23 protein-coding genes are annotated in these 22,233 nt (G+C 36.1%); 8 read left to right on the forward strand and 15 right to left on the reverse strand.

The annotated features are described in order from the left end of the window. Positions 1-218: 218 nt before the first annotated feature. Positions 219-674 carry a response regulator gene (locus WG904_RS13655; RefSeq protein WP_339579880.1) on the reverse strand — a complete coding sequence of 152 codons (456 nt, stop codon included), beginning with the start codon at positions 672-674 and terminating at the stop codon, positions 219-221. A 117-nt stretch (positions 675-791) separates the two neighbouring features. On the opposite strand from WG904_RS13655, the gene WG904_RS13660 reads away from it, so the two are divergent. The 5 genes from WG904_RS13660 to WG904_RS13680 are packed head-to-tail and all read left to right on the forward strand — an operon-like array spanning position 792 to position 7,419. Next, positions 792-3,119, forward strand: a complete 2,328-nt coding sequence (locus WG904_RS13660) for an Rv1355c family protein (RefSeq protein WP_339579881.1) — start codon at positions 792-794, stop codon at positions 3,117-3,119. Then, positions 3,106-3,822 (forward strand): hypothetical protein, encoded by a 717-nt coding sequence (locus WG904_RS13665; protein WP_339579882.1) that lies wholly within the window; start codon positions 3,106-3,108, stop codon positions 3,820-3,822. The genes WG904_RS13660 and WG904_RS13665 overlap by 14 nt, the downstream gene beginning before the upstream one ends. Beyond that, positions 3,819-5,942, forward strand: coding sequence for a 7TM diverse intracellular signaling domain-containing protein (locus tag WG904_RS13670; RefSeq protein ID WP_339579883.1), 2,124 nt, complete (start codon positions 3,819-3,821; stop codon positions 5,940-5,942). Before WG904_RS13665 ends, WG904_RS13670 begins: the two co-directional genes overlap by 4 nt. Positions 5,943-5,951: 9 nt before the next feature. Then, complete coding sequence (locus WG904_RS13675) at positions 5,952-7,034, forward strand: ATP-binding protein (protein ID WP_339579884.1); 1,083 nt, start codon at positions 5,952-5,954, stop codon at positions 7,032-7,034. After that, positions 7,024-7,419 carry a response regulator gene (locus WG904_RS13680; RefSeq protein ID WP_339579885.1) on the forward strand — a complete coding sequence of 132 codons (396 nt, stop codon included), beginning with the start codon at positions 7,024-7,026 and terminating at the stop codon, positions 7,417-7,419. Before WG904_RS13675 ends, WG904_RS13680 begins: the two co-directional genes overlap by 11 nt. Positions 7,420-7,629: 210 nt before the next feature. Here WG904_RS13680 and WG904_RS13685 read toward each other — a convergent pair whose 3' ends face one another. From WG904_RS13685 to WG904_RS13725, 9 genes are all read right to left on the reverse strand, one after another. After that, positions 7,630-8,154, reverse strand: coding sequence for a hypothetical protein (locus WG904_RS13685; RefSeq protein ID WP_339579886.1), 525 nt, complete (start codon positions 8,152-8,154; stop codon positions 7,630-7,632). Positions 8,155-8,282: 128 nt separating this feature from the next. Then, positions 8,283-8,804 carry a hypothetical protein gene (locus WG904_RS13690; RefSeq protein ID WP_339579887.1) on the reverse strand — a complete coding sequence of 174 codons (522 nt, stop codon included), beginning with the start codon at positions 8,802-8,804 and terminating at the stop codon, positions 8,283-8,285. Positions 8,805-8,936: 132 nt separating this feature from the next. Further along, positions 8,937-9,449 carry an outer membrane beta-barrel protein gene (locus tag WG904_RS13695; RefSeq protein WP_339579888.1) on the reverse strand — a complete coding sequence of 171 codons (513 nt, stop codon included), beginning with the start codon at positions 9,447-9,449 and terminating at the stop codon, positions 8,937-8,939. 70 nt (positions 9,450-9,519) lie between these two features. Continuing rightward, complete coding sequence (locus WG904_RS13700) at positions 9,520-10,647, reverse strand: DNA adenine methylase (RefSeq protein WP_339579889.1); 1,128 nt, start codon at positions 10,645-10,647, stop codon at positions 9,520-9,522. Positions 10,648-10,663: 16 nt separating this feature from the next. Continuing rightward, a complete protein-coding gene (gene miaA / locus WG904_RS13705) occupies positions 10,664-11,593 on the reverse strand; it encodes a tRNA (adenosine(37)-N6)-dimethylallyltransferase MiaA (RefSeq protein ID WP_339579890.1) in 930 nt (309 codons plus the stop codon). Then, positions 11,593-12,423 (reverse strand): hypothetical protein, encoded by an 831-nt coding sequence (locus WG904_RS13710; protein WP_339579891.1) that lies wholly within the window; start codon positions 12,421-12,423, stop codon positions 11,593-11,595. Before WG904_RS13710 ends, miaA begins: the two co-directional genes overlap by 1 nt. Next, the gene (locus WG904_RS13715) at positions 12,414-12,719 is read right to left on the reverse strand and encodes a hypothetical protein (RefSeq protein WP_339579892.1); all 306 of its coding nucleotides are present in this window, start codon (positions 12,717-12,719) and stop codon (positions 12,414-12,416) included. Before WG904_RS13715 ends, WG904_RS13710 begins: the two co-directional genes overlap by 10 nt. A gap of 63 nt (positions 12,720-12,782) precedes the next feature. Beyond that, positions 12,783-13,862, reverse strand: a complete 1,080-nt coding sequence (locus tag WG904_RS13720; protein WP_339579893.1) for an MBL fold metallo-hydrolase — start codon at positions 13,860-13,862, stop codon at positions 12,783-12,785. Between the two features lie 135 nt (positions 13,863-13,997). After that, positions 13,998-14,459, reverse strand: a complete 462-nt coding sequence (locus tag WG904_RS13725) for a YMGG-like glycine zipper-containing protein (RefSeq protein ID WP_339579894.1) — start codon at positions 14,457-14,459, stop codon at positions 13,998-14,000. Positions 14,460-14,749: 290 nt separating this feature from the next. On the opposite strand from WG904_RS13725, the gene WG904_RS13730 reads away from it, so the two are divergent. Both WG904_RS13730 and WG904_RS13735 read left to right on the forward strand, forming a co-directional pair. Then, positions 14,750-14,935, forward strand: coding sequence for a hypothetical protein (locus WG904_RS13730; protein WP_339579895.1), 186 nt, complete (start codon positions 14,750-14,752; stop codon positions 14,933-14,935). A gap of 133 nt (positions 14,936-15,068) precedes the next feature. After that, positions 15,069-16,454, forward strand: a complete 1,386-nt coding sequence (locus WG904_RS13735) for an MBL fold metallo-hydrolase (protein ID WP_339579896.1) — start codon at positions 15,069-15,071, stop codon at positions 16,452-16,454. 2 nt (positions 16,455-16,456) lie between these two features. Here WG904_RS13735 and WG904_RS13740 read toward each other — a convergent pair whose 3' ends face one another. The 4 genes from WG904_RS13740 to WG904_RS13755 form a co-directional block, all read right to left on the reverse strand. Beyond that, on the reverse strand, positions 16,457-16,999 hold the full coding sequence (locus tag WG904_RS13740) for a DUF4199 domain-containing protein (protein WP_339579897.1): 543 nt from the start codon (positions 16,997-16,999) through the stop codon (positions 16,457-16,459). Between the two features lie 126 nt (positions 17,000-17,125). Then, complete coding sequence (locus WG904_RS13745) at positions 17,126-17,575, reverse strand: response regulator transcription factor (protein WP_339579898.1); 450 nt, start codon at positions 17,573-17,575, stop codon at positions 17,126-17,128. A gap of 1 nt (position 17,576) precedes the next feature. Beyond that, a complete protein-coding gene (locus WG904_RS13750) occupies positions 17,577-17,960 on the reverse strand; it encodes a DUF3037 domain-containing protein (protein ID WP_339579899.1) in 384 nt (127 codons plus the stop codon). Continuing rightward, positions 17,938-18,723: a HipA family kinase gene (locus tag WG904_RS13755; RefSeq protein WP_339579900.1), complete on the reverse strand. Its 786-nt coding sequence runs from the start codon at positions 18,721-18,723 to the stop codon at positions 17,938-17,940. The genes WG904_RS13750 and WG904_RS13755 overlap by 23 nt, the downstream gene beginning before the upstream one ends. A gap of 148 nt (positions 18,724-18,871) precedes the next feature. On the opposite strand from WG904_RS13755, the gene WG904_RS13760 reads away from it, so the two are divergent. After that, positions 18,872-19,234 (forward strand): response regulator transcription factor, encoded by a 363-nt coding sequence (locus WG904_RS13760; protein ID WP_339579901.1) that lies wholly within the window; start codon positions 18,872-18,874, stop codon positions 19,232-19,234. On the opposite strand, the gene WG904_RS13765 is transcribed toward WG904_RS13760, so the two are convergent. After that, a complete protein-coding gene (locus WG904_RS13765; protein ID WP_339579902.1) occupies positions 19,231-22,110 on the reverse strand; it encodes a PAS domain-containing protein in 2,880 nt (959 codons plus the stop codon). The two genes, WG904_RS13760 and WG904_RS13765, sit on opposite strands and share 4 nt — an antisense overlap. Positions 22,111-22,233 lie beyond the last annotated feature (123 nt).

Genomic DNA, 22,233 nt, shown 5'->3' on the forward strand with positions numbered 1-22,233 from the left:
ATAAGCCGCACCTGTAAAATAATTACTTGATACCACACCTGAGTAATACATCCTGCCCGTTGTAGAAACATAACACCCATTGGTTGCAGCACTTGCTACACTCCCAATACACAAAAACACTAGCAAAATTATGCACTTAAGAGACGTATTCACAACCGTTGGTTTTAGCAAATATACACTTTTTGAGAATAACTTTATTATTGCGAATATTTTTTTTACTACGACAATAAATTTTGCCTAGCTAAAAACTCCAACTGTTTATTTACCACTAAAAGCTTTTCGGTCAGCTCTTTGTTTTCTTTACGAAGCGTATAGATTTCGATGGCTTTATCAATATTAATCCTTAAATCTTCTTCCATCCAAGGCTTTTGAATATAACGATAAACTTGTCCTTTGTTAATGGCTGCAATTACAGCATCTATATCCGTATACCCCGTAAGAATCATACGAATAGGCTCCGGATAGACCTCTAAAATGGAAGCCAAAAACTCTACTCCAGTCGTTTTAGGCATTCGTTGATCCGTAATAATTACATGTATATCTTCTTTGTCGAGAATTTTCCTTCCTTCTTCGGCAGACTCGGCCGTGAAAATTTTATATAACCTCCGATAAGTAGCTGCAAAGGCACTTAAATTATGTGGCTCGTCATCAACATATAATATATTTGCGCTCATCTGTATGTAAATAAAAGTTAAAAATACTCTTTTATTATTACTCTTAAAAGATTAATTTAGATGTTTTAACTTTTAATTGTATATTTAGTATCAACAATCTATTATTTAATCCAAATAATGCAGTCTAAAACTGGTTTAGCGCTCAACATCTCTCAACTTATTAACCAAACCCAAGCGTTAAAAGACATTTATAAACCAGTCTTTTTCAGGCTTATAGATTCTGACCAGAAAAAAGCGTTTGAAAGCTTAATAACTAGCGAAAAAAATTTACACGTTTTTGATTTTATCGAGTCGCAAGTAGAAGAACTAATTAAATGTTTACAACCTACTATTGTTTTTTCGCCGCTTTCAGTATTAACTCAAGCGGTAAAAGATAGATTTAACGGAAATCCAACAGAAGAATACGGTGTTTGGGTATACTATCCCTGGGCCGCTAAACTGGTGCATTTATTAGATGAGCACGAATTTAGCATTGTACGTACAAACAGAAACAAGCACAAGATTACCGTGGAAGAACAAGAGCGGTTGTCGCACAAAAAAATTGGTGTGATGGGTCTTTCTGTTGGGCAATCTGTTTCGTTAACTTTAACGATGGAACGTGGTTTTGGCGAATTACGGATTGCTGATTTTGATGAGCTAGATTTAAGCAACATTAATCGGATTAGAACGGGCGTACAAAATCTGAAAATCAAAAAAACCACAATTGTAGCCAGAGAGATTGCCGAAATAGATCCTTTCTTAAAGGTAGTTTGTTTTGAGGATGGAATTACCGCCGAAAACCTCGATGCCTTTTTAACAGAAAATGGGAAACTAGATCTGTTGATAGATGAATGTGATAGTTTCGACATTAAAATTAACTCCCGTAAAAAAGCGAAGGCCCTAGGCATTCCGGTATTAATGGAAGGAAGTGATCGGGGTACGATTGATATTGAGCGATTTGATTTAGAACCTGATCGCAAAGTTTTGCACGGTATGGTTGAGCATTTAAACATGGATAAGTATGGCGAATTGGCTACCATGGATGAACGATTACCTTATATTACCGCCGTAACCGGAGTTGAAACCTTATCGCCTAGAATGAAAGGCTCAGCAATTGAAATTATGAGCAGCATTTCTACATGGCCGCAATTGGCCAGTGCCGTAACATTTGGAGGTGGAGTAACTGCAGATTTAGCACGAAAAATATTACTTGGAAACCTAAATGTATCGGGGCGATTTTTCTTGGATCTAGATGAATTGATTAGCGACCCTATAGAGTCCAAAATCCAAAGTCCAACCTCGAAAGTCGAATTGCTTACCACAGAAGAAATTGAAAAGTATATTCAGCAGCAAAACTTTCATTCACCTGTAAAAAGTGATGAAATAGACGAAAATACACTTTTGGCCATTGTTGATGCAGCTCATTTGGCACCATCTGGTGGAAACAACCAGCCGTGGCGTTTTCATTATCAACATAAAAAACTTCATCTTTTCGTAGAAGAAAGTGCAACCGAAGCCTTTTTAGATCCTGAATACATGTCGTCTTACACCTCAATCGGATCGGCAATCGAAAATTTACTTGTATCGGCCGCTAGCCATAACCTGCATGTTAATTGGGAATTAACTCATCATTTACTGCCAAAACATGTGGCCTGGTTTAGTTTTACCAAAAACTATACACCCACTGCGATCGAAAAAACTCTTGCCGCACAAATTAAAGAGCGTCATACCAATAGAAAGATAACACCAAGGCAAGCGATAGACTCTGCTGTTTTAAACGAATTAAGTCGCTTAACCGAGAGCATTTCCGGTGCAAAATTAAAATGGGTAGAAGATCCGATTCACCTACAATCGCTCGCTAACATTTCGTCGCATGCTGATTTATTGCGAATGTTTATACCCGAAGCACATTCAGATTTTATACATAAAGAAATGCGGTGGACCCTCGATGAAGTTAAAGACACTCAAGATGGAATTGGCATTCATACACTTGATCTTAGCTACAACGATCAAATTGGACTTCGGTTGGTAAAAGATCGTAGAGCAATCGATTTTTTAGAACAAATTAATGGGGGAAGTGCATTTAAAAAGTTAACTACGCAACAATTTACATCATCTTCGGCAATTGGCCTCATCACGATGCCAAAAACAGCTTTATCTCCATTTATAGCTGGAGGCCAGGCAGCTGAAAAATTGTGGCTAGCCGCAACGAGTTTAAATTTACAAATCCACCCAGTTAATGTTTCGTTAATATTTTTCTATAAAATTAAATCGGACAAAAATTTAGCCATAACCGATCAACAAAAAGCTAAATTAATGCAATTGGAACAAAATTTTAATGCGATATTTGAAAATACGCAACAAGAGGAAGCAATTTTTATGTTCCGCATTTTTAAAGCTCCATCTTCACCAGAAAGAACGATAAGAAAATCAACTAAAAAAATATTTTCCATTGGAAGAGCATAAATCAGACATAAAAAACGTAAAGTTCACAGTTTTTAGAGCTGTAGATGATAGGGATGCTTGCATGAGTTTTGTGGAAGGGCACAAGCGTGTATTAGAAATATTCGGAATCACCCAAATTTCTTCAGCAAAAGCGGATTGGATTCTTAATCCAGATGTTTACGTTGTTTTAGTTACTGATGAAGATACTAATAAGGTGTTAGGTGGAGGCAGGGTACATAAAGCAAACCGTAAAAATAGACTGCCGGTTGAAGAAGCGGTTGGATACATGGATGATAACATTTATCAAATGGTAGATGATTATACCGACGTGGGTACAGGCGAAGTTGCAGGCGTATGGAATTCATTCGAAGTAGCAGGTTTAGGAATAGGAAGTATTCATCTTAGTATAGCCTGTGTGGCTTATGCACCCTATGTGGGCATTACTACTTTATTTGGGCTGGCCGCACCCGCTACCTATAGAAATGTACTTAAAGGCGGCTTTGAGGTAATTACATCTTTAGGAAATAACGGGAAATTTTATTACCCAAAAGACGACATGACGGCTACGGTAATGTTTAACAAAGATATTGTTAATTTGCCTCTGGCCCACGAACCACAACGTTCTATCATTTTAGGAATGAGACATGAGCCATTATATAAGCAAGAAGTAGTATCTAAACAAGGCGATACCGTTACTTTAACCTTTGATATCCCTAAAGCATGATACTAACTACGTTCAATAGGTTATTGATAATTTTTCTCCTAATTCTTGGCAATTTTGCTTACGGTAATGATAAAAAAGAAATTCCTCCTTTTGATATCGCTTACTTTAAAGATGCTACCAATCTGCTTACGATAACTAAAATTTATAATAAGAATTTTACCCATCATTCAAACCAAGATGTATTAAATTTAGGGGTTGATGACGCAACTTTTTGGATCAGACTAAGCACTAAAAAGGATTTAATATTAAACAAAAAAATTCTTTTCATTGAACAAGGCAGGGTTAAAAGTTATGAAATGTATAGCATCAAGTTGGGGAAAAAGCCCCAACTCATAATGCCTTTTGTTACACTTGGCCACGATAATCTTAAAAATGTTCACGGTATTAGCTATCTACTACCGGATACCATTAAAAAGGGTGAGGTATTTTATTTAAAATTAAAATCTTACGAAAATTTTATCGCCAAAATCTACATCGTCACTCAAAATGAGATCGTAGATAACAATGCACTTAGGGACATTTTCTTTGGAATTTACACGGGTGTAATGCTCATTATGTTTATTTACAATCTCTTCTTATTTATTGTGGTAAGAGATAAAAGCTATATTCATTATGTATTTTATATCCTATTTACTTGGCTTACACAAATTTCTATACAAGGCTACGGCAAAATTTACATATGGGATAACATTCCCATATTAAATACAATTTCTGTTGTGTTATATTCTCTCTTGGGGTTATTGTTCGCAGGTTTATTCACTATTTCCTTTCTTAACACCAAAGTTTTTGTGCCTAAAGTTCATAAAATATTCCAGGTGTACATGACATTGGTTTTATTAAATATTGCCTGTGTATTTTTATTCGACAACCTTACTGCTTTCAAGATAATGCAAATTCTTATTATTTTTGGAGTAGTTCTGGCACTTTCAACGTCGTATTACGTATACTTTAAAAAACATTTTAAACCCGCTGGTTATTATAGTATTGCTTGGACGATATTATTAATTGGTGCAGTTTTATTTATCCTAAAAGATTTTGGGTTACTTCCCTATAATAATTTTACTATCTATTTGATGCAAATAACGTCTGCTATTGAAGTAACGTTGCTATCGTTCGCATTAGCGGATAAAATCAACTTTTTTAAAAAAGAAAATGAGATTGCTCAGGCACAGGCGCTTAATGCCTCTCTCGAAAACCAAAAGTTAATCAGAGAACAAAATGTAATTTTGGAGAAAAAGGTAGAAGAACGTACAGAAGAATTACAAAGTGCTAATTCTACCCTTAATGTTACGTTAACCAACTTGAAGAATACACAATCTCAACTGGTTGATGCCGAAAAAATGGCAGCATTAGGTCAGCTTACAGCAGGTATTGCACACGAAATTAATAATCCTATAAATTTTGTAACCTCTAACATTAAACCGCTTGAGCTTGATATAAATGATTTAAAGGAAATTATCACAAAGTACGAAAATCTTGATTTTGATAAGGATTTAAAAGATCAATTAGCGGATATTGAATCGTTTAAATCACAAATCGATTTAAAATTTGTGAACAATGAGATTACTACCCTCTTGGCGGGCATTAGTGAAGGCGCAAAACGAACCGCAGAAATCATTAGAAGCCTAAGAAATTTTAGTCGCCTAGACGAGAGCGACATGAAACCGATAGACTTGAACGAAGGTTTACAATCTACTTTAGTATTGGTAAAAAATAGCATGCCTGATAATTTAACAGTTGTTAGAGATTTGGGCAATTTGCCACAAGTTGAGTGTCAGCCTGGAAAAATAAACCAAGTGTTCATGAATTTAGTTTCGAATGCCATTCAGGCTATCAAATCTAAAGAAATTCAGGCCGACGAAGAGTTTTTAACAATAAGATCTTGGTACGAAGAACAGCAAGTAAAAATTAGCATTAAAGATACTGGAACCGGCATGACCGAGGAAACAAAACATCGAATTTTCGAACCGTTTTTTACAACAAAAGATATCGGCGAGGGAACTGGATTAGGGCTTTCTATCGTTTTCAGTATCATCGAAAGTCACAAAGGTCAAATCGAAGTTATATCTAAAGTTAATGTAGGTACAGAATTTATTATTACCTTGAACGTAAACACCTAAAATTAATTCATGATGAGTACGCCAAGCGTAAGAGTTTTGTATATCGACGATGAAGAAAACAATCTTCAAGCTTTCAAAGCGAGCTTTAGGAGGCAGTATGAAATTTACACTGCAATATCGGCAGCTGAGGGACTAAAAATTCTTCAGAATGTAAACATACAGGTAATCATTGCCGATCAAAAGATGCCAAATACTACAGGTGTGGAGTTTTTTAAAAGCATAACTGAAACGTATCCCGATCCAATCCGCATTTTATTAACAGGTTATACCGATATCGAGGCTTTGGCCGATGCGATTAACCATGGCGACATTTATAGGTACATTACCAAGCCATGGAATGATTTAGAATTACACAATTCAATAAAAAACGCATACGATTCGTATAAGGCAAAAATCGATCTTCGAAATAAAATTGCAGAATTAGAAAAAACAAATGACGAGTTAAACCGTTTTATATATAGTATTTCTCACGAACTAAGGGCACCATTAGTGTCTGTTATAGGAATTGTGAATTTAGTAAAGATGGAAAATCTTTACCATTCCAGTGGGGAATATTGGAGTTTGGTAGAAAGTTGTTCGAATAAATTAGATTATTATATTCAAAAAACGCTTCAATATTACAAGAACAACAAAACGCAGGCTGAAGAATCATTAATTGAATTCGAGCCCTTAGTGGCCGAGCTTATTGAACTTTATGCATTTACAAATAAAGATACTCAATTCACGTTAAATGTAAATCAACCTGTACCTTTTAAGGGCGATTTATTTAGGATTGAAGTAATTATGGGTAATTTAATATCGAATGCCATTAAATACCAGAAAGTGAACGAGCCTAATAAAAAGGTAAATATCGACATCGAGGTAACCAGCGAGTTTGTAGACGTTACTATTATTGATAACGGCGTTGGAATTTTAAACGAACACCTCGAAAAAATATTTACGCAATTTTTTAAAAGCAAAAATCATCACGGAAGTGGATTAGGCTTATTTATCGTAAAAGAAGCATTAAACAAATTAAATGGTCGTATAGCTGTAAGTTCTAGTTTGGAACACGGCACAACTTTTAAAATAAACATTCCAAATGCCAAATGATTTTAAAAAAGTGATGTTAATTGATGATAATGAAATTGACTTAAAAATCAATTCAAAAATCATTTCTTTGGCAAACCTTTTCGAAGAAATTATTATTTGCCAATCTGGAGAAGAAAGCCTCGATTATCTAAGTAAATACATTAATAATCCCGAAAAACTACCAAATTTTATCTTACTCGATATTCAAATGCCAGAAATGGATGGTTTCGAGTTTTTAGAACATTATAAAAACCTCCCTAAAGCGTTTACCACCAACTGTCAGATTGCCATGTTATCTTCGACCCTTGATTTTGGAGACATTAAACGAGCTGAAGCAAATGCCTATGTGGTAAAATTGTTGAAAAAACCATTATTACCAGCTGAATTGGCCGCGCTTATGAAATAAGCTTAAATCCAGTAACCCAATATTAATCCTGCTAACCCTGGGCCTCTAATGGCATAACTATCATATTTCCATCTGCGAGTTTACCGTTTAATTGGAAGCTAAATTTCTGTGGAGGTTGTGATTGCGCAATTGAAGCTAAAGAGAAACATAGTGCGAGTATTAAAAGCGTTAAAAATTTAAGATGGCTTTTCATAGAACATATTTTGATTTTTAAAAGGCATACCCAATGCGGGTGCCTATAAAACCTTCATTTTTATACGCTTCAAGTTTTATTGCAACATCTATCCCATTTTTAAAAGTGTAGCCAATGGCTGGAGAAAACACCCCAGGCAAACCAACTGCACCCTTCAGTCCAACAAGATTGATAACAAACCCACCTTCAAGCAATCCATAAAGTCCAAATCCTGTTTTATTGAAATTCCCTTTAATTCCAAATTTAAGCGGATAATATGATCTAGATTGTCCTTCAAATCTATACCCCCCTAAAACCCTATCTTTCTGTTTTATGGAAGTAAATCCGACTGTAATTGGCATAGATAGCCATTTTGTGATATTAAGCTGGTAACGCAAATCGCCACCAATTGCTAAACCAAAAGATTCAGTATTTGGACTTTGACCTATATTTAAACCAACACTAATTTTTTTTAGGGGTTTTGCTTGTGATTGAGCACTTGAAGCAAAAGAGAAACACAGCGCGAGTATTAGAAGCGTTAAAAATTTAGAATAGCTTTTCATCTTGAGAGGTATAATGTAAATTCATGTAACCAATGTACAAAATTCAACCCATAAAAAAAGCTTACCATTTTAACAACCTTCTAAAGTTTGTCAAAGTGGTAAGCTCATTTAGTAATAGTGCTTAACTCCTATTTTCCCAATTTAAATCCATAAGCCAAACGTATACCAAAGAAACCTCTGTTTTGATTATCCTCACTAAAACCTTCGTATTTAGCACTTAAATCTAAACCACTACCAAAAGAATATCCTAATGCGGGCGCAAGTATAAGCTCTGTTTCAGTACTTGGATAATCTCCTGTAGCAAAACCAGCTCCGGCCGACATCTCCGCATACCAAGCCGTACCTCTCGAACTGAAGAAATATTTTACACCTGCTTTTACAGGAATATAATCGTGATCAAACGCATATTTACCTGTTGCACCATCGGCGGCAAACATGCGGGTATAACCCGCAGTTAACGGAATAGAAAATCGTTTACTTACATTAAGTTGCAAACGTACATCAGCTGCTAAAACTGCAGATTGACTATTACTTGTAGGTGCACCAGCCGTGATACCTATACCTAGATTAGACTGTGCATTTGCATTTGTAGTTAAGAATAAAGCAACCGCAGCTGCTGCAGTAGCGATAAATTTAGTAGATTTTTTCATTCTATTGTTTTATTAAATTTTTTAATTTGCTTAATTACAGAAGATAACAAATCAGAAGCATTATAGTTTTTAAGAATAAAAAAAAGCTCAGCCTAAATTTTAGCTGAGCTTTCCTTATTAGTGAATTAATTATTACAGTTTAAAACCATAGGCTAAACGTAAGCCGAAATATCCGGTATTAATGGTATTTATATTCATGCCTTCGTACTTCGCTGCAAGGTCTAAGCCATTGCTCCACGCATAGCCTATTGCTGGCGAATAAACAAATTCAGTTCCACTATAATTTCCAACTGAGAATGCAGCACCAATTTCTCCAAGGCCATAGGCACCAGCACCTGTATCATTAAAGAAGTATTTTAATCCTGCTTTCAATGGAATGTATGCGTAATCTGGGGTGGTAAATGCACCTACGTCTTTACCGATAAATCGGGTATAACCCGTTGTAATAGGAATCGACAGTTGCTTGTCGACATCAAATTGATAACGAAGATCGCCACCAATAGCAAAACTATATGCATTACTTGTTGGAGCCCCAACATTTAAACCTATGCCAAACTTTGGCGAAGATTGTGCATTCACATTGGTTGAGAAGAATAAGGCAACCGCAGCTGCTGCAGTAGCTAAAAATTTAGAAGATGTGTTCATTTTTTATGTAAAATTTAGTGTTATAGACGTAATATCTACTCCACATAAACACAAAAAGGATGAAAAGGTTTTAGAAATTCGTAATAATAAGATGCGTAACGCCTCTATTATTTCTACCTCTAACATTATAGGTGTAGTTTTTTTCGAAAGTTGCAATAGTGATTGCAGGATGGGTATATAAATTTCGGATAAATGGGGTTTCTTTAATTACAACCATCCATTTTGCAGGTGTTGAGAATAAAAAATTGGCCAAACGCGTTTGATCTTGCTTATTAAATGCACTTTGATCGTATTCCGAAAATTCGCTATCGTAAGGTGGATCAAGGAAAATAAAATCGTCGGCTACTGGTTTCACTTCAGTTAAAAATAGTTCAAAATCTTGATTGCTAATTGTGGTTTTCTTAAATAAATTTGCCACCTCGTTGGTAAAAATTCGCTCTGCTTTTTCTCTGAATTTCTTTTTGTTATAAGCAATCCCACCGTATGGAATATTAAACTCGCCATTAGCATTGAACCTAAACATGGAAGCATAACAAAATTCACGAACAAAATACCAATTAGCTGCAGCTTTTGCCGGTGTTAAATGAATGAAATTCCTGAAATGTTGATTAAGTAATTTCCTAAAAAATAAATAACCCCCGCTTCTTACACCCGTTTCGAAGTGAGCATACAGCTCGTCTTCCGTAAAGCTTCGGTTTTCTTTAGGTGAAATTCTTTTAATTCGATTTGCCTTATCAGCTATGCTGGATAATATAATGGTTTCGAAAAGTGCTACATCTACCATAAAATCTACATCGCATAAGGCCGATTTAGCTGTTAAAAAAAATGCTACATTTTGCTCGAGCTCCTCTTTAAATTGGCTTTCCATTGCTCTATTTTCAATAAATTCGACAAAAGAATGCCCACATTTTTCCCATAAAAAAACGGTTAATCTACCCAGTTCATCCCATGCATCTGCATATAAAAACAACTCGTCTTTAAAGGCTTCGTTCTCGATTTCACGATAAAAATTAATCAAATCTGTACTTTTATCGTTAATTAGTGCCGGCACTTGGGGCTGCAAAGCAAAGAAAACTCCACCCCCACCAAAAAAAGGCTCGATATAGCGTGAAAAAGTGGGTATATAGGAACAGAAGAAGGCAAACTCATCAAATTTACCTCCGGTCCACTTTACTAAAGGCCGCAACTTCTTCTTCATAGCCCCGAATATGCAATTATTTTAACTGAAATTTATGTTTAATTAATCGCAAAGCTTCTTCCGTTAAGCTAAACATTTCTTTGTCAGCCCCTAACCAATTAATTTTAACGCCATCTTTTTCCATCTTTCTAAAAAAGGTCATCTGCCGTTTTGCAAATTGGCAAATCGCGATGGTAAGTCTTTCTTTTAAGGTAGTGTAATCTATCTCTTGTAGTAAATAGGAAGCTACAAATTTATACTCCAAACCATAAAAAGTAAGCATCTCTATCGATACCCCATTTGCAATTAATTTTTCAACTTCATCAATCAACCCCTCTTCTAAACGTGCCGCCAAACGATTACTAATTTTTGCTCTACGGGTTTCCAAATCATCTACCAAACCAATTACCAAAGGGTTTAATGAAGGCTGTTCTACCTTTTCTAAGGTATGATGTTGCAGATAATCGGCCACTTCGATGGCACGTAATAATCGCTTCGACGAAGAAAAATCGACATGACTAATCAAATTGGCAGGATAGCTCTTAATTTTAGCAGAAAGTTGTTCTTTCGAGAAACCCGAAATGCTAAGTCTTAATTTTTCATTAGTGGGCACCGCTGTAAACTCGTGGTTTTGCAATAAACTATGAATGTACATCCCTGTTCCACCGCATAGAATTGGCAATTTATTTTTAGTGGTGATGACTTTAAATGCGTTGTAAAAATCTTCTTTAAAACTATTTACATTATAGCTTTGCCCAGCCACCCTAATATCGATGAGATGAAAAGGAATTTTCGCTTCACGAAATTCGGCTAAATCTTTCCCCGTGCCAATATCCATATCTTTGAATACTTGGCGACTATCGGCGCTGATGATTTCGGTATCGAGTATTTTAGCGAGTTCGATAGCTAATTTTGTTTTACCCGATGCAGTTGCTCCTAAAATAATTAATAGTGGACTTGAGGTCATTAAACGTAAAGATGATATTTTAAATTACCCGTATTAAATACTTTTGCATACCCCAGTTGAGCTAAATATTCATCCAAATCTAAGTCTTTTTGTTGATCAAATGCTGATAAAATCGTTTTCGGTAAACGATGGGGGAAATACCTTAAGTTTGTTTTTTCTTCTACATAAAGATACGCCGGTTTCGTAACGGTTGTTAATTGGAAACCCAATTGATCATATCCTTTGCCTAGCGACCAATCGCGGTCGGCGTAGGTCATTAAATCGTTAACCCTCACTTGCTTTAGGTGATGTTTGATTAATTTACTTAATCCGCCTGTAAGGGTATATCCATCTTTCGAAGCAAAACGAACCAATTCTGCAGAGGTGTATTGGCTCCCTTTCGATTTCATGGGCCTTGATTCGCTGAAGCTCGCCATGGCAATTACTTCGCCCTCGATAGCCAAGCCATAATGATATTTCGCCTTTACAAAACCTTGTAAATGATAGGTATTAAAAAATTGGGCTGCTTGTTCGTTTTTAACTGCTATTAACTTTGCCTTTCTCCCATGAAAAGTTTCATTGAGGCCTAAAAATGATTTTATTCTACTCAATACTTGAGACTGCTTCGACAACCAAACATCTTCCCAAAGGTGAACTAGCAATTTCCCCTTCTGCTGATAGCGTTCTTGGAGTTTTAGAAGTTCTTCGGGCCGGAGTGGTGTAGCTAACGAAATGAGGTGAATATATAAGTTAGAGCTGCATTGTATAATGGTAAAGCCTTTATCGGTAGCTATATGCTCAGTTGGGCATATAGCCTTAAGTGCTTCGATTACACTCGCTGTTATACCCACCCCTTTTCTTTATATAATTTAAATCCTGCTGCCAATGAATCAGAAATTTGCTGTAATAAAACCTCATCAAGGTTTACGATTTGAAGGCTGGTTTCAAAGTAGAAATCTACATAACCCTTTTCAATCGCTACTCCAGCAAAATATTTTTCCTCCGTTTCTTTACCCTCAACAAAACCTGGCTCTTTCCAAAGATCGAAAGCAGTATCAGTATTTACTCGGGCATTAAACCCCATAGTGGTGTATGGTTGCATTTCTGCACGTATGGTTTGGAATATTTCTACAAGATCAGTCTTCATGGATTAGGCTTTTGTAAGCTATAACAAAAATTAACATTTTTTGTTCAAGAAACAAGCGCACAACTATTCGTCCCACCATTGCTTCGTTGGAAGGGTATCGTTTAAGTAAAACGACTGGCCGAGCATGGGTGTTGCTAATTTAACGCCCAATTCATCGCTTTTGGTTATCAATCTTTTTATTGGGTCGTCCCAATCGTGCAAAGCCAATCTAAATTTAGCCCAATGTACAGGCATTAAAACAGCCGAGTTTAAATCGATAGCTGCTTGCGCTACTTCTTCAGGAAACATATGGATAAATGGCCACATGGAGTTGTATTGACCGCATTCTAAAATAGATAGATCAAAGGGACCGTATTTTTCACCAATTTCTTTAAAATGAATTCCAGTTCCAGAATCGCCCCCAATAAAAACAGTACATGTTTCGGTTTTTAGCACAAAAGACGACCATGCCGTTTGGTTTCTTTTAAATCCTCGTCCCGAAAAATGACGCGCTGTAGTGGCCGTAAAGGTAAAATTAACCATTGGTGATGTACGTTCTCCCCATACCAATTCCGTAATTTGATTCGAAGCAATGCCCCAACGTTCGAGATGTGCTCCTACTCCCATCGAAGTAAGAAAATGCCTAGTTTTTGGTTTTAATTTTAAAATAGAAGCATAGTCGAGGTGATCGTAATGATCGTGTGTAATGATCATCAAATCTATGTTCGGCAAGTCATCAGGTTGAATAAAATTAGTCCCATCAAATCTTTTGGTTCCTAAAAATTGAAATGGAGAGGTTTTTTCGCTAAAAACAGGGTCGACCAAAATATTTTTCCCTTCGAGTTGAATGAGGTAGGATGAATGGCCGAACCAGGTTAATTTAAAGGGAATTGATGAAGAAAAATCAGGTTTTACATGAGGCAAAGTTTTTTTTGGCGAACCATTTTTATTGCCTTTTATTGCCCTTAACACCAACTGAAAATAGCTTACATCGTCTGCTTTTGCCGGGGTAAGGGTTAGGTTTTTAATTTCACCATCACTGTAGTTAGGCAGGTTTTTTATCTTTTGTAAACGAACCCCTTCAGGATGTTTCCCAAAAACGGGAATATTTAATACCCAAAAGGTAAGTAAGGCAAAAACTAATATTATTAATACGATGTACATATGATTATTTAAAATACAATAATATGTACAATTTTATGAAAAACCTCGTCGGTTTTTGAAACCTACGAGGTTTAATTTTAAAACAAAAACCTCCGATGTTTAAATCGAAGGTTTCATTATATAAAGGGTGGCTACTTAATTTTTTGGTTGTACCCTACCGCTTTTTTTATCTCGGTCTCTACCAATAATATAACCAGCACCAGCACCCGCTAAACCACCTATAATGGCACCACGACCGTCTTTTTTGTCAATTAACACCCCACCTAACGCACCCACACCAGCACCTATTGCAGTACCTTTAGCTGCCGAACTCCATCCTTTTTTCGTTGTAGCAGTTGAAGTTCCTGCATTGCTGCTATAACTTGATCCGCTCGATGAGTAATTTCCGCTTCTTCTTGCTGCTGCAAGTTCTGCTTGATGTTTTTCTTCAATCAGTCTTTCTTTTTCAGCGGCTTCAGCTCTTTTAAAACTATCTAACCTTAAACTATCTTTAACAGCAATCATCGCTTGTTGTTTTGCTAATGCTATTTCTTTTTCTTTATTGGTACATGATGCAAATACGGCAACCATGGTAACCATAATTAATATCTTTTTCATTTTGTTTATTTATTTGAGTATACCATACACCATGTAAAAATGATGCCAAAAATTTCGATTGTGTATAACTATATGAATTTATGAATTCCTATTATTACACTATTTAGATAAAAAATTGCCCCAAATTGCGTACATTTGCAGTAACGGAATATCAATGTGCTAATCTCAGCTTAATCACCTACTGTTCAATATCCCTATTGTTCAGCATTTCAAATCTTTAGCAGCTTACCGTTGCTGCACTAAGTGATCATATAAGAGAGTAGTCGGTTTTTAATTTATACAGTATCATTATGGCAAAATCTCAGGCTACTTTTATGAAAAAGCAATTAGAGAAAAATAGACAAAAGAAGAAAGAAGAAAAATTAGAACGTAAGCAAGAACGTCAACAGAACGCTACAGGTGGAGATCTAGAAAGCATGATGGCCTACGTAAATGAGTTCGGAGAGATTGTTTCTACCCCTCCAGAGAAGAAATAGAAGCAGTCATATACTTTACAAAATGTCAAGTTTATTTTACAAAATAGTAAAATAAACTTGACATTTTGCTTTGATGTTTACAACACGAGCCTCCAAACGCCACTCAATAACAAAAATTTAATATCTTGCATCGATGAAACTAACCGTTTGGGGAGCAGCAAAACAGGTAACTGGCAGCATGCATTTGCTGCAAACAAAAAACTATAATATCTTAATTGATTGTGGCTTAGATTATGAGAAAGGCACTCATCAAGAAGAAAATCAATATTTTCCTTTTAATCCTTCCACCATCGATGTTGTTATTTTAACACATGCCCATATTGATCATTCGGGAAATTTACCTACACTGGTTCGCATGGGTTTTGAAGGTCAAATTCTTTGCACCGCCCCTACTGCCGATTTAAGTGAATTATTACTTCTTGATTCGGTAAATATCTTTTTAAGTAAATTACACAAGCGTTCGCGTAGTAAACGGGGAAATTCGGGCCCAAAACCACTTTATTTGCAAAAAGATGTGATGGAAACTGTCGATCGTTTTGTAAGTATCAGCTTCGATAAGCCCTTTAAAATTAATGGAAATATTAGTGTAACTTTTATCCCTGTGGGGCATTTATTAGGCGCTGCTGCAGTAGTTTTATCGGTTACGGAAGATGGTGAAGAAAAAAGAATAGCGTTTACGGGCGATATTGGCCGTAAAAACTATCCGGTGCTTGTTAATCCAGCTCCTTTACCTCAAGTAGATTACTTAGTATCTGAATCAACTTATGGCGGACGGTTACATAGCAAAACGGCTACCCTTCAAGAAACATTACTTAAAACGATAGAAGAAAGCTGCATTAAAAGTCCGGGCAGACTTATTATCCCTGCCTTTAGCATTGGACGTACACAAGCTTTGGTATTTGCCTTAAATAAGATTTTTAGCGAAGGTTTATTACCTCCTGTACAAATATTTGTAGACAGTCCGCTGGCCAATTACGCTACTGATGTGTATCGAAAATATCATGAATTGGTAAACGATGAGGCGAAGGAATTTTATCGGCAAAAAGGTGATGAATTTGAGTTTGAAAATCTAATTTATGTGCACGACAAGAAAGAAAGTGTATCGGTAAGCAATTATTTAGAGCCTTGCATTATCATTTCATCGGCTGGAATGCTTGAAGGAGGACGTATTCAAGATCATTTATATCATAATATACAGAATTATTACTGCACCATATTATTTATTGGCTATTGTGCTAAAGGTACTTTGGGCGATCGACTATTAAGAGGCGATCCAATTGTGCGTTTACGTAATCGAGATTTAATGGTTTATGCCGCAATTAAAAAAACTGACCTATTAAGTGGACACGGCGATCACGATGATTTAATGGACGTGGTGAAAAATCAGGATAAGAACACCCTAAAAAAGGTGTTCCTAGTGCATGGAGAACTTAAGAGTATAGATGCCCTTGCTACTGCAATAAGCGAAGAGGGCTACAATGTAACTATACCGAATGTTGGTGAAGCATTTGAACTCTAGAATTAGGTCGTAGCATTGGCGCTAAATTTCGGTAGATTTCTCCTCAAAATCAGCGCAACAACAAATGAAATGACCAATCCAACAGGTAGTATTTCCATATAGGTTAATAAAATAACACCAAATGGAGTTTTATACATATCCTTGTAAAAATCCATGCTTGCCATTTCTTCTTTAATTTTAACAGCACTTGTGCCTTTAGCTTTTAATTCTTCCACAAAATTTGCAGTAAATCTTTCCATAAAATCTGGCATAAACAGATAATAACAGATTAGCCACACTAATACATAAACCGTAGAAGCGATTAGTGCGATGATTGCTCCAATTTTAAATGCTTTTCCTAAGGAGATTACCCCTCCGTTAAATTGATCGCGGTAGTTTTTAACGCCCACAAATACAAAAGAGAAAGCGATGAGCATAAAAGTGTAACCCAGAAGCATATTGCCTTCAAACTTGTTGGTCGTATAACAGGTTATGGTCATCGCAATAAGCATAGAACTAGCAATCAGTCCGGCTATTAGTCCAAAAATTAAAATGTTCTTCTTCATTTTTTTTAAGTTTAATTTTTTATAGTTTAAGTGCACAAAGTAAAGCTACAAAAAACAAAAAAGCCTCATACTTTAGGGTGATTTTTAGTTTTTAGGTGGGGGCATGTTAGCCTTAAAACCAAAAAACTAAGGTATCAATCCTAGTTTTTTCCCTAACTCAACGGCCTGGGTACGTCTTTTCACCTCCATTTTTTCGAATAGGCGGCTACTATGTGTTTTGATAGTATTGAGGGATAAGAACAGTTCATCGGCTATTTCTTGATTGCTTTTTCCGGCCGACATCAATTGTAAAACTTCCAATTCTCTAGTGCTTAGTCCCAGTTTTGCTAATGAATTTTCATTCAATACAAAATCGGAAGATGTGGTGATGTAAATTTCTTTCTCTACGATTTTTGGCTTACCCAATTTTAGGGCTAACCAAATTCCTAATGCTGTAAACAAAATGGCGATACCAGCTGCATAAAGTTCGAAAGAATGTTGAAAAATGATAAATCGAACTTCCAACCAACGCAAAACAAGAAGCAATAGCGCTAAACAAATACCGTATAAAAAGGTTTGCTTGTAACGAAACATCATTTTATAACACCAGTTCTTTAACTAATTTCTGAAGGGTTTCATCAGCATCCTTACAAAAACCAGGGTGTACTTTTGAAGCTTGTACTACAGTGCTTCGTGTTGCAGTTAACCAACGGAAACGAGAAGCACCATCTAACAGTCCGATCGGACCAGCATCTTTACCGCCTTCACAGATTTTTACGATCGCGTTAAGGTTATCGCTTAAAAAAGGAATTTCTATATCAGGTGCAAATGCTAAAATTTTGTCTTCATGTAAATAAATCACTGCTTTTAAAAATTTCTGCCTGGCACAAAATAAAATAACGCCTACGTTAATAAACTCTTCTCGCTCTACCCTAGGCACAACTCGAATAACTGCATATTCAAATATGTTTTGCTCTGGCATTTTGTGCTTCCTTTACAAAGGTTGAAGAATTTGCAATTCGAGTGTTTAAAAACTTAGCGTAGGCATCGCGTTGAGCTGAACTGTTGGGAAAAATATCTTCATTTAACCATTTATCGGGTACTGCTGCTAATACCGCATCAATTACTTGTGGGCTAAATAACTGCCTTAATTCGGCATCAGCTGCGTCCAATTCGCTAGCTTGGGGCAACAATACGTGATCTTTAACCAATAAGAAGGGTCTAACCGCTTGTTCTTCCCAATTTTGCCAAGAATGATGAAAATATAACGACGCGCCGTGATCAATTAACCAGAGTTCTTTATGCCAGAAAAGCATATTTGTATTTCGAGCCGTACGATCCATATTGGTTAATAAACAATCTAACCAAACGATTTTTGACGCCAAATGAGCAGCTATCTTAACAACAGTGGGATCATAAGTAATGGCTTCAGACAAGTAATGTAAGGCAAGATTTAATCCAACACTTGCCTTTAAAAGGTCCTGAATTTCTTCGTCAGGTTCTGTTCTGCCGAAGGCTTCGTCGAGTTGAGCAAACACCAATTCTGGAACGTTCAGTCCAGCTATTCTTGCCAACTCACCTCCAATAACTTCAGAAATTAAGGCTTTTTGGCCTTGGCCAGCTCCTCTAAATTTAAGTACATATAAAAATCCATCATCAGCCTCTGCAATGGCGGGCATAGAGCCACCTTCGCGCAATGGGGTAACATAGCGGATAACATTTACTGTTCTTAATTCAAGTTGCATCTGACCTTAATTTAGTCAAACTTAGCTAAATTGCTTTTGATATGCAAAGCAATTATTCATGCGCTACTAGCGCGAAATATATCATTAAAATTACAAACAAATTTCACTCCAATTAGCTATAATAGCAATTAAATACCGCAACCTATAAATGAATAAGAACATTGTTGTCTTAGAAGATAATTCAGACATTAGCGAGTTAATAAAACATCTATTAACCAACGAAGAGCACTACGTAGAAACGTATGCAAACGTACAATCATTTTGGACAGGGATAAAAGGTAAGGTTATCGATCTGATGATTTTAGATGTGATGTTACCGGATGGAAATGGATTTAGTATTTGTAAAACATTAAAATCTAATGAAGAAACAAAGCATATTCCGATAATGTTGATGTCGGCAAATTTAAATAGCCATGGTTATGGCAGTGAGTGGAATGCACAAGATTTTATTCAAAAACCCTTCGATATCGACAATTTTGTAGCCCGAGTAAGTTTTTTACTTTTATCCTAACGTTTATTTATCCAATCTTCAGCTTCTTCTAACGAGCTGAAAAATTGAGTGGTAATTTTTCCCACCGCAACATCCACACTTTTTTTTGCCGATAATTGACTGAATGCATTCGGCGAATAAATCCATGCAACAGAATGAATTCCTTTTTTTTCCATCATTGGGAAAAATACAGTCCCCACCCATTCTGAAGCATCAGACCACGATCCTATTACGCGACTATTATTGTTTAAGATTTTGGTAACTTTAAATCTTAAAATCATTTCCAAGGTTTTTAGACATCCATGTTTAACCGTTTCCATGTTTTGATGACCTATCCAATCCAATTCTAAACGATTATGTTCCTTACTATAATTAATTACAATGCTCTCGTCTTGATAAGATTCGTCTCTTTCTTTAACGGGAGTTAAATTTTGGTTATAAATAGGTAACCGAAAATAGAAGGTAGAACCAACGCCTTCTTCACTTTCTAACCAAAAATTACCCTTATGTCTTTTTAAGATTTCTGAAGCGATAAATAAGCCCAATCCTAAGCCTTCAAACCGCATACTGGAATTATCTACTCGATAATATCTTTCGAAAAGCCTATTTACATCTTGTTTTGGAATGCCTATTCCAAAGTCTTGTACACTTAAAACAATATTATCTTGCTCGTTACAACAATTTATAATTATCTTTTTACCGCTTGGAGAATATTTTACTGCATTACTTAGGAAATTATTGAGTACTTGCTCTAAACGAAAACGATCGCCTCTGAATAGTATAGGGTCGTTATTTTCCAAAATCACCTCATGCTGCAGGGCAATGAGCTTAAATCCCTCAACTACATCAGTAACCATATTATCGAAATTAAATTTTTCCATATTATACTGCATTTTCCCTGCTGTAATTTTGGTTACATCGAGCAAATCGTCGATCAGCTTTTCTAAGCGAACAATATTATCCGAAGATTTTTTTAAGTGCGGCTGTATATCTGATATATGCTGAGCGCGAACCATAAGTTGGTTAAACGCTTTAATACTTGTTAAGGGTGTTTTTAACTCATGACTTGCGATTGATAAAAACTCGTCCTTCCGCTTTTCATTTGTTTTTTGAAATTCAATGTTGGTGTTTGTACCTAACCATAACGTAATCTGACCGTGTTCTATTAATGGTAAGGCCCTTGCCAAATGCCATTTATAAGTTCCGTTTGCAAAAAGCAGCCTAAACTCTACCATATATTCGGTTCCATTACGTAGGGCATCCATCCATCGCACTAAACAATGTTGTAAATCATCAGGGTGGATAAAGGCTTGCCATCCTGATCCTACGATTTCGTGAATACTTTTCCCAAAATCGTTGCTAACCACTTCATTTACATAATCTAATTCACCATCTGGCCTGGCTGTCCACACTTGTTGAGGAATTGCATTTAGTAAAAACTTAAATCGATTTTCTCGTTCTCTTTCTTTAATTCGATTTACCACCACTTCGGTTACTTCAAAAGCAAAAACCATTACACCATCTGTTTCCCCCTCCATATTGTGCCTGGTTTGGTATATGAAATTAAAATAGCGATCTTCAATTGGCCCATCTATTGTTTTCGACAGGGGAATAAGCACTTCATTCCGATCGAATGATTCGCCTTTTTTATATACCCGCTCAATCATTTTTGGAATTTCAGTATAGGCTAACTCGGGAAGTGCTTCTAGCAATTTTTTCCCAATTAATTCACGTCCAGGAAAGAGCTCCTGATAATGAGGGTTAACCAGTTCAAATACAAAATCAGGGCCATCGAAAATGCATATTCCAGCGGGGGCTTGCATAAAAAACTGGGCTAAACGATCACGTTGCTTATCTGAATGTTGCTGTGCAAGCGATAATTCGGCAGTTCTCAATTTAACTTTATCGTCTAGCGTGCGGTTAAGATTTTCGAGAGTGGCTTGCGTTACCAACAATTTCGCATTCGATTCTACCAATTCTTCGTTAGCACTGTTAAGCTCTTCGTTAACCGATTGTATCTCTTCATTTAAGCTTAAAAGTTGTAGTTGGTTTTCCTCGAGAATTTTCCTGGCGTTTACCAATTCGGTGATATTGTATGCAAAACTTAAAATTCCATTTATTTCACCATGCTCATCATATCGGGCTTGATAAACCAGATTAAAATAGGTGTTAACAAGCGGTCCGTCTATTTCATTCGCTAAAGGTACACATACTTCATGCCCTTCGTAGGTGATACCAGTTTCATAAACTGCTTTTAACTGAACAATTAAGGGGTGACCTTTAAGTTCTGGCAATGCCTCTAGTAAAGGTTTACCGAGCAAATTACGTCCCGTGAAAAGCTTAGAGTACCTAGAGTTGATGTATTCGTATACCAAATTTGGTCCCGATAAAGTGGCCATTCGAGCTGGGATTTCAGAAATTAACTTTTCGAGCCGTTTACTCAATTGAGCAGATTTAGCTGCCAGTTCGGTTTGATTTTTTAACCCTTCCTTTAAATTTTGTTCGGCAATAATTTGTTCGCTAACCTCCTCTACTTGATGAATGAGGTAGTAGATTGATCCATCATCATTAAACACAGGGTGGTTCGAACTTTGCCAATAACGACCTCTTGCATTCTCATTAACTCCATTCCCATCGAACCGAATAATTGGTAAATAATGAGGCTTGCGTGTTTCTAATACCTGTTTTAAAGAATAATCTACCCGAACTTCTTCGGGTTCATCACGAATTGGAAAAACATCAAAAATATACCTTCCAACAATCGATTCTCTTGATGTCGAAACCACTTTACAGTAACTATTACTTGCCGTAAGGATGTACAATTCGGGCGAGAGAATTAAATACCTACCTGGTAAAGTCTCGAAGCTGCGTAATAAATCGGCACTGTAAGTAGGCATAATAGTACTAAGGTAAAATTCGTAATTTATTAATTAAAATATTTTCAATGACAATTTATTTTACTTTTCAATACAAGTTAACTCTTCAATATAAATTTAATATTGATTTAGATATTCTCCTTC

Source organism: Pedobacter anseongensis (assembly GCF_037482965.1).
Lineage (GTDB): Bacteria > Bacteroidota > Bacteroidia > Sphingobacteriales > Sphingobacteriaceae > Pedobacter > Pedobacter anseongensis.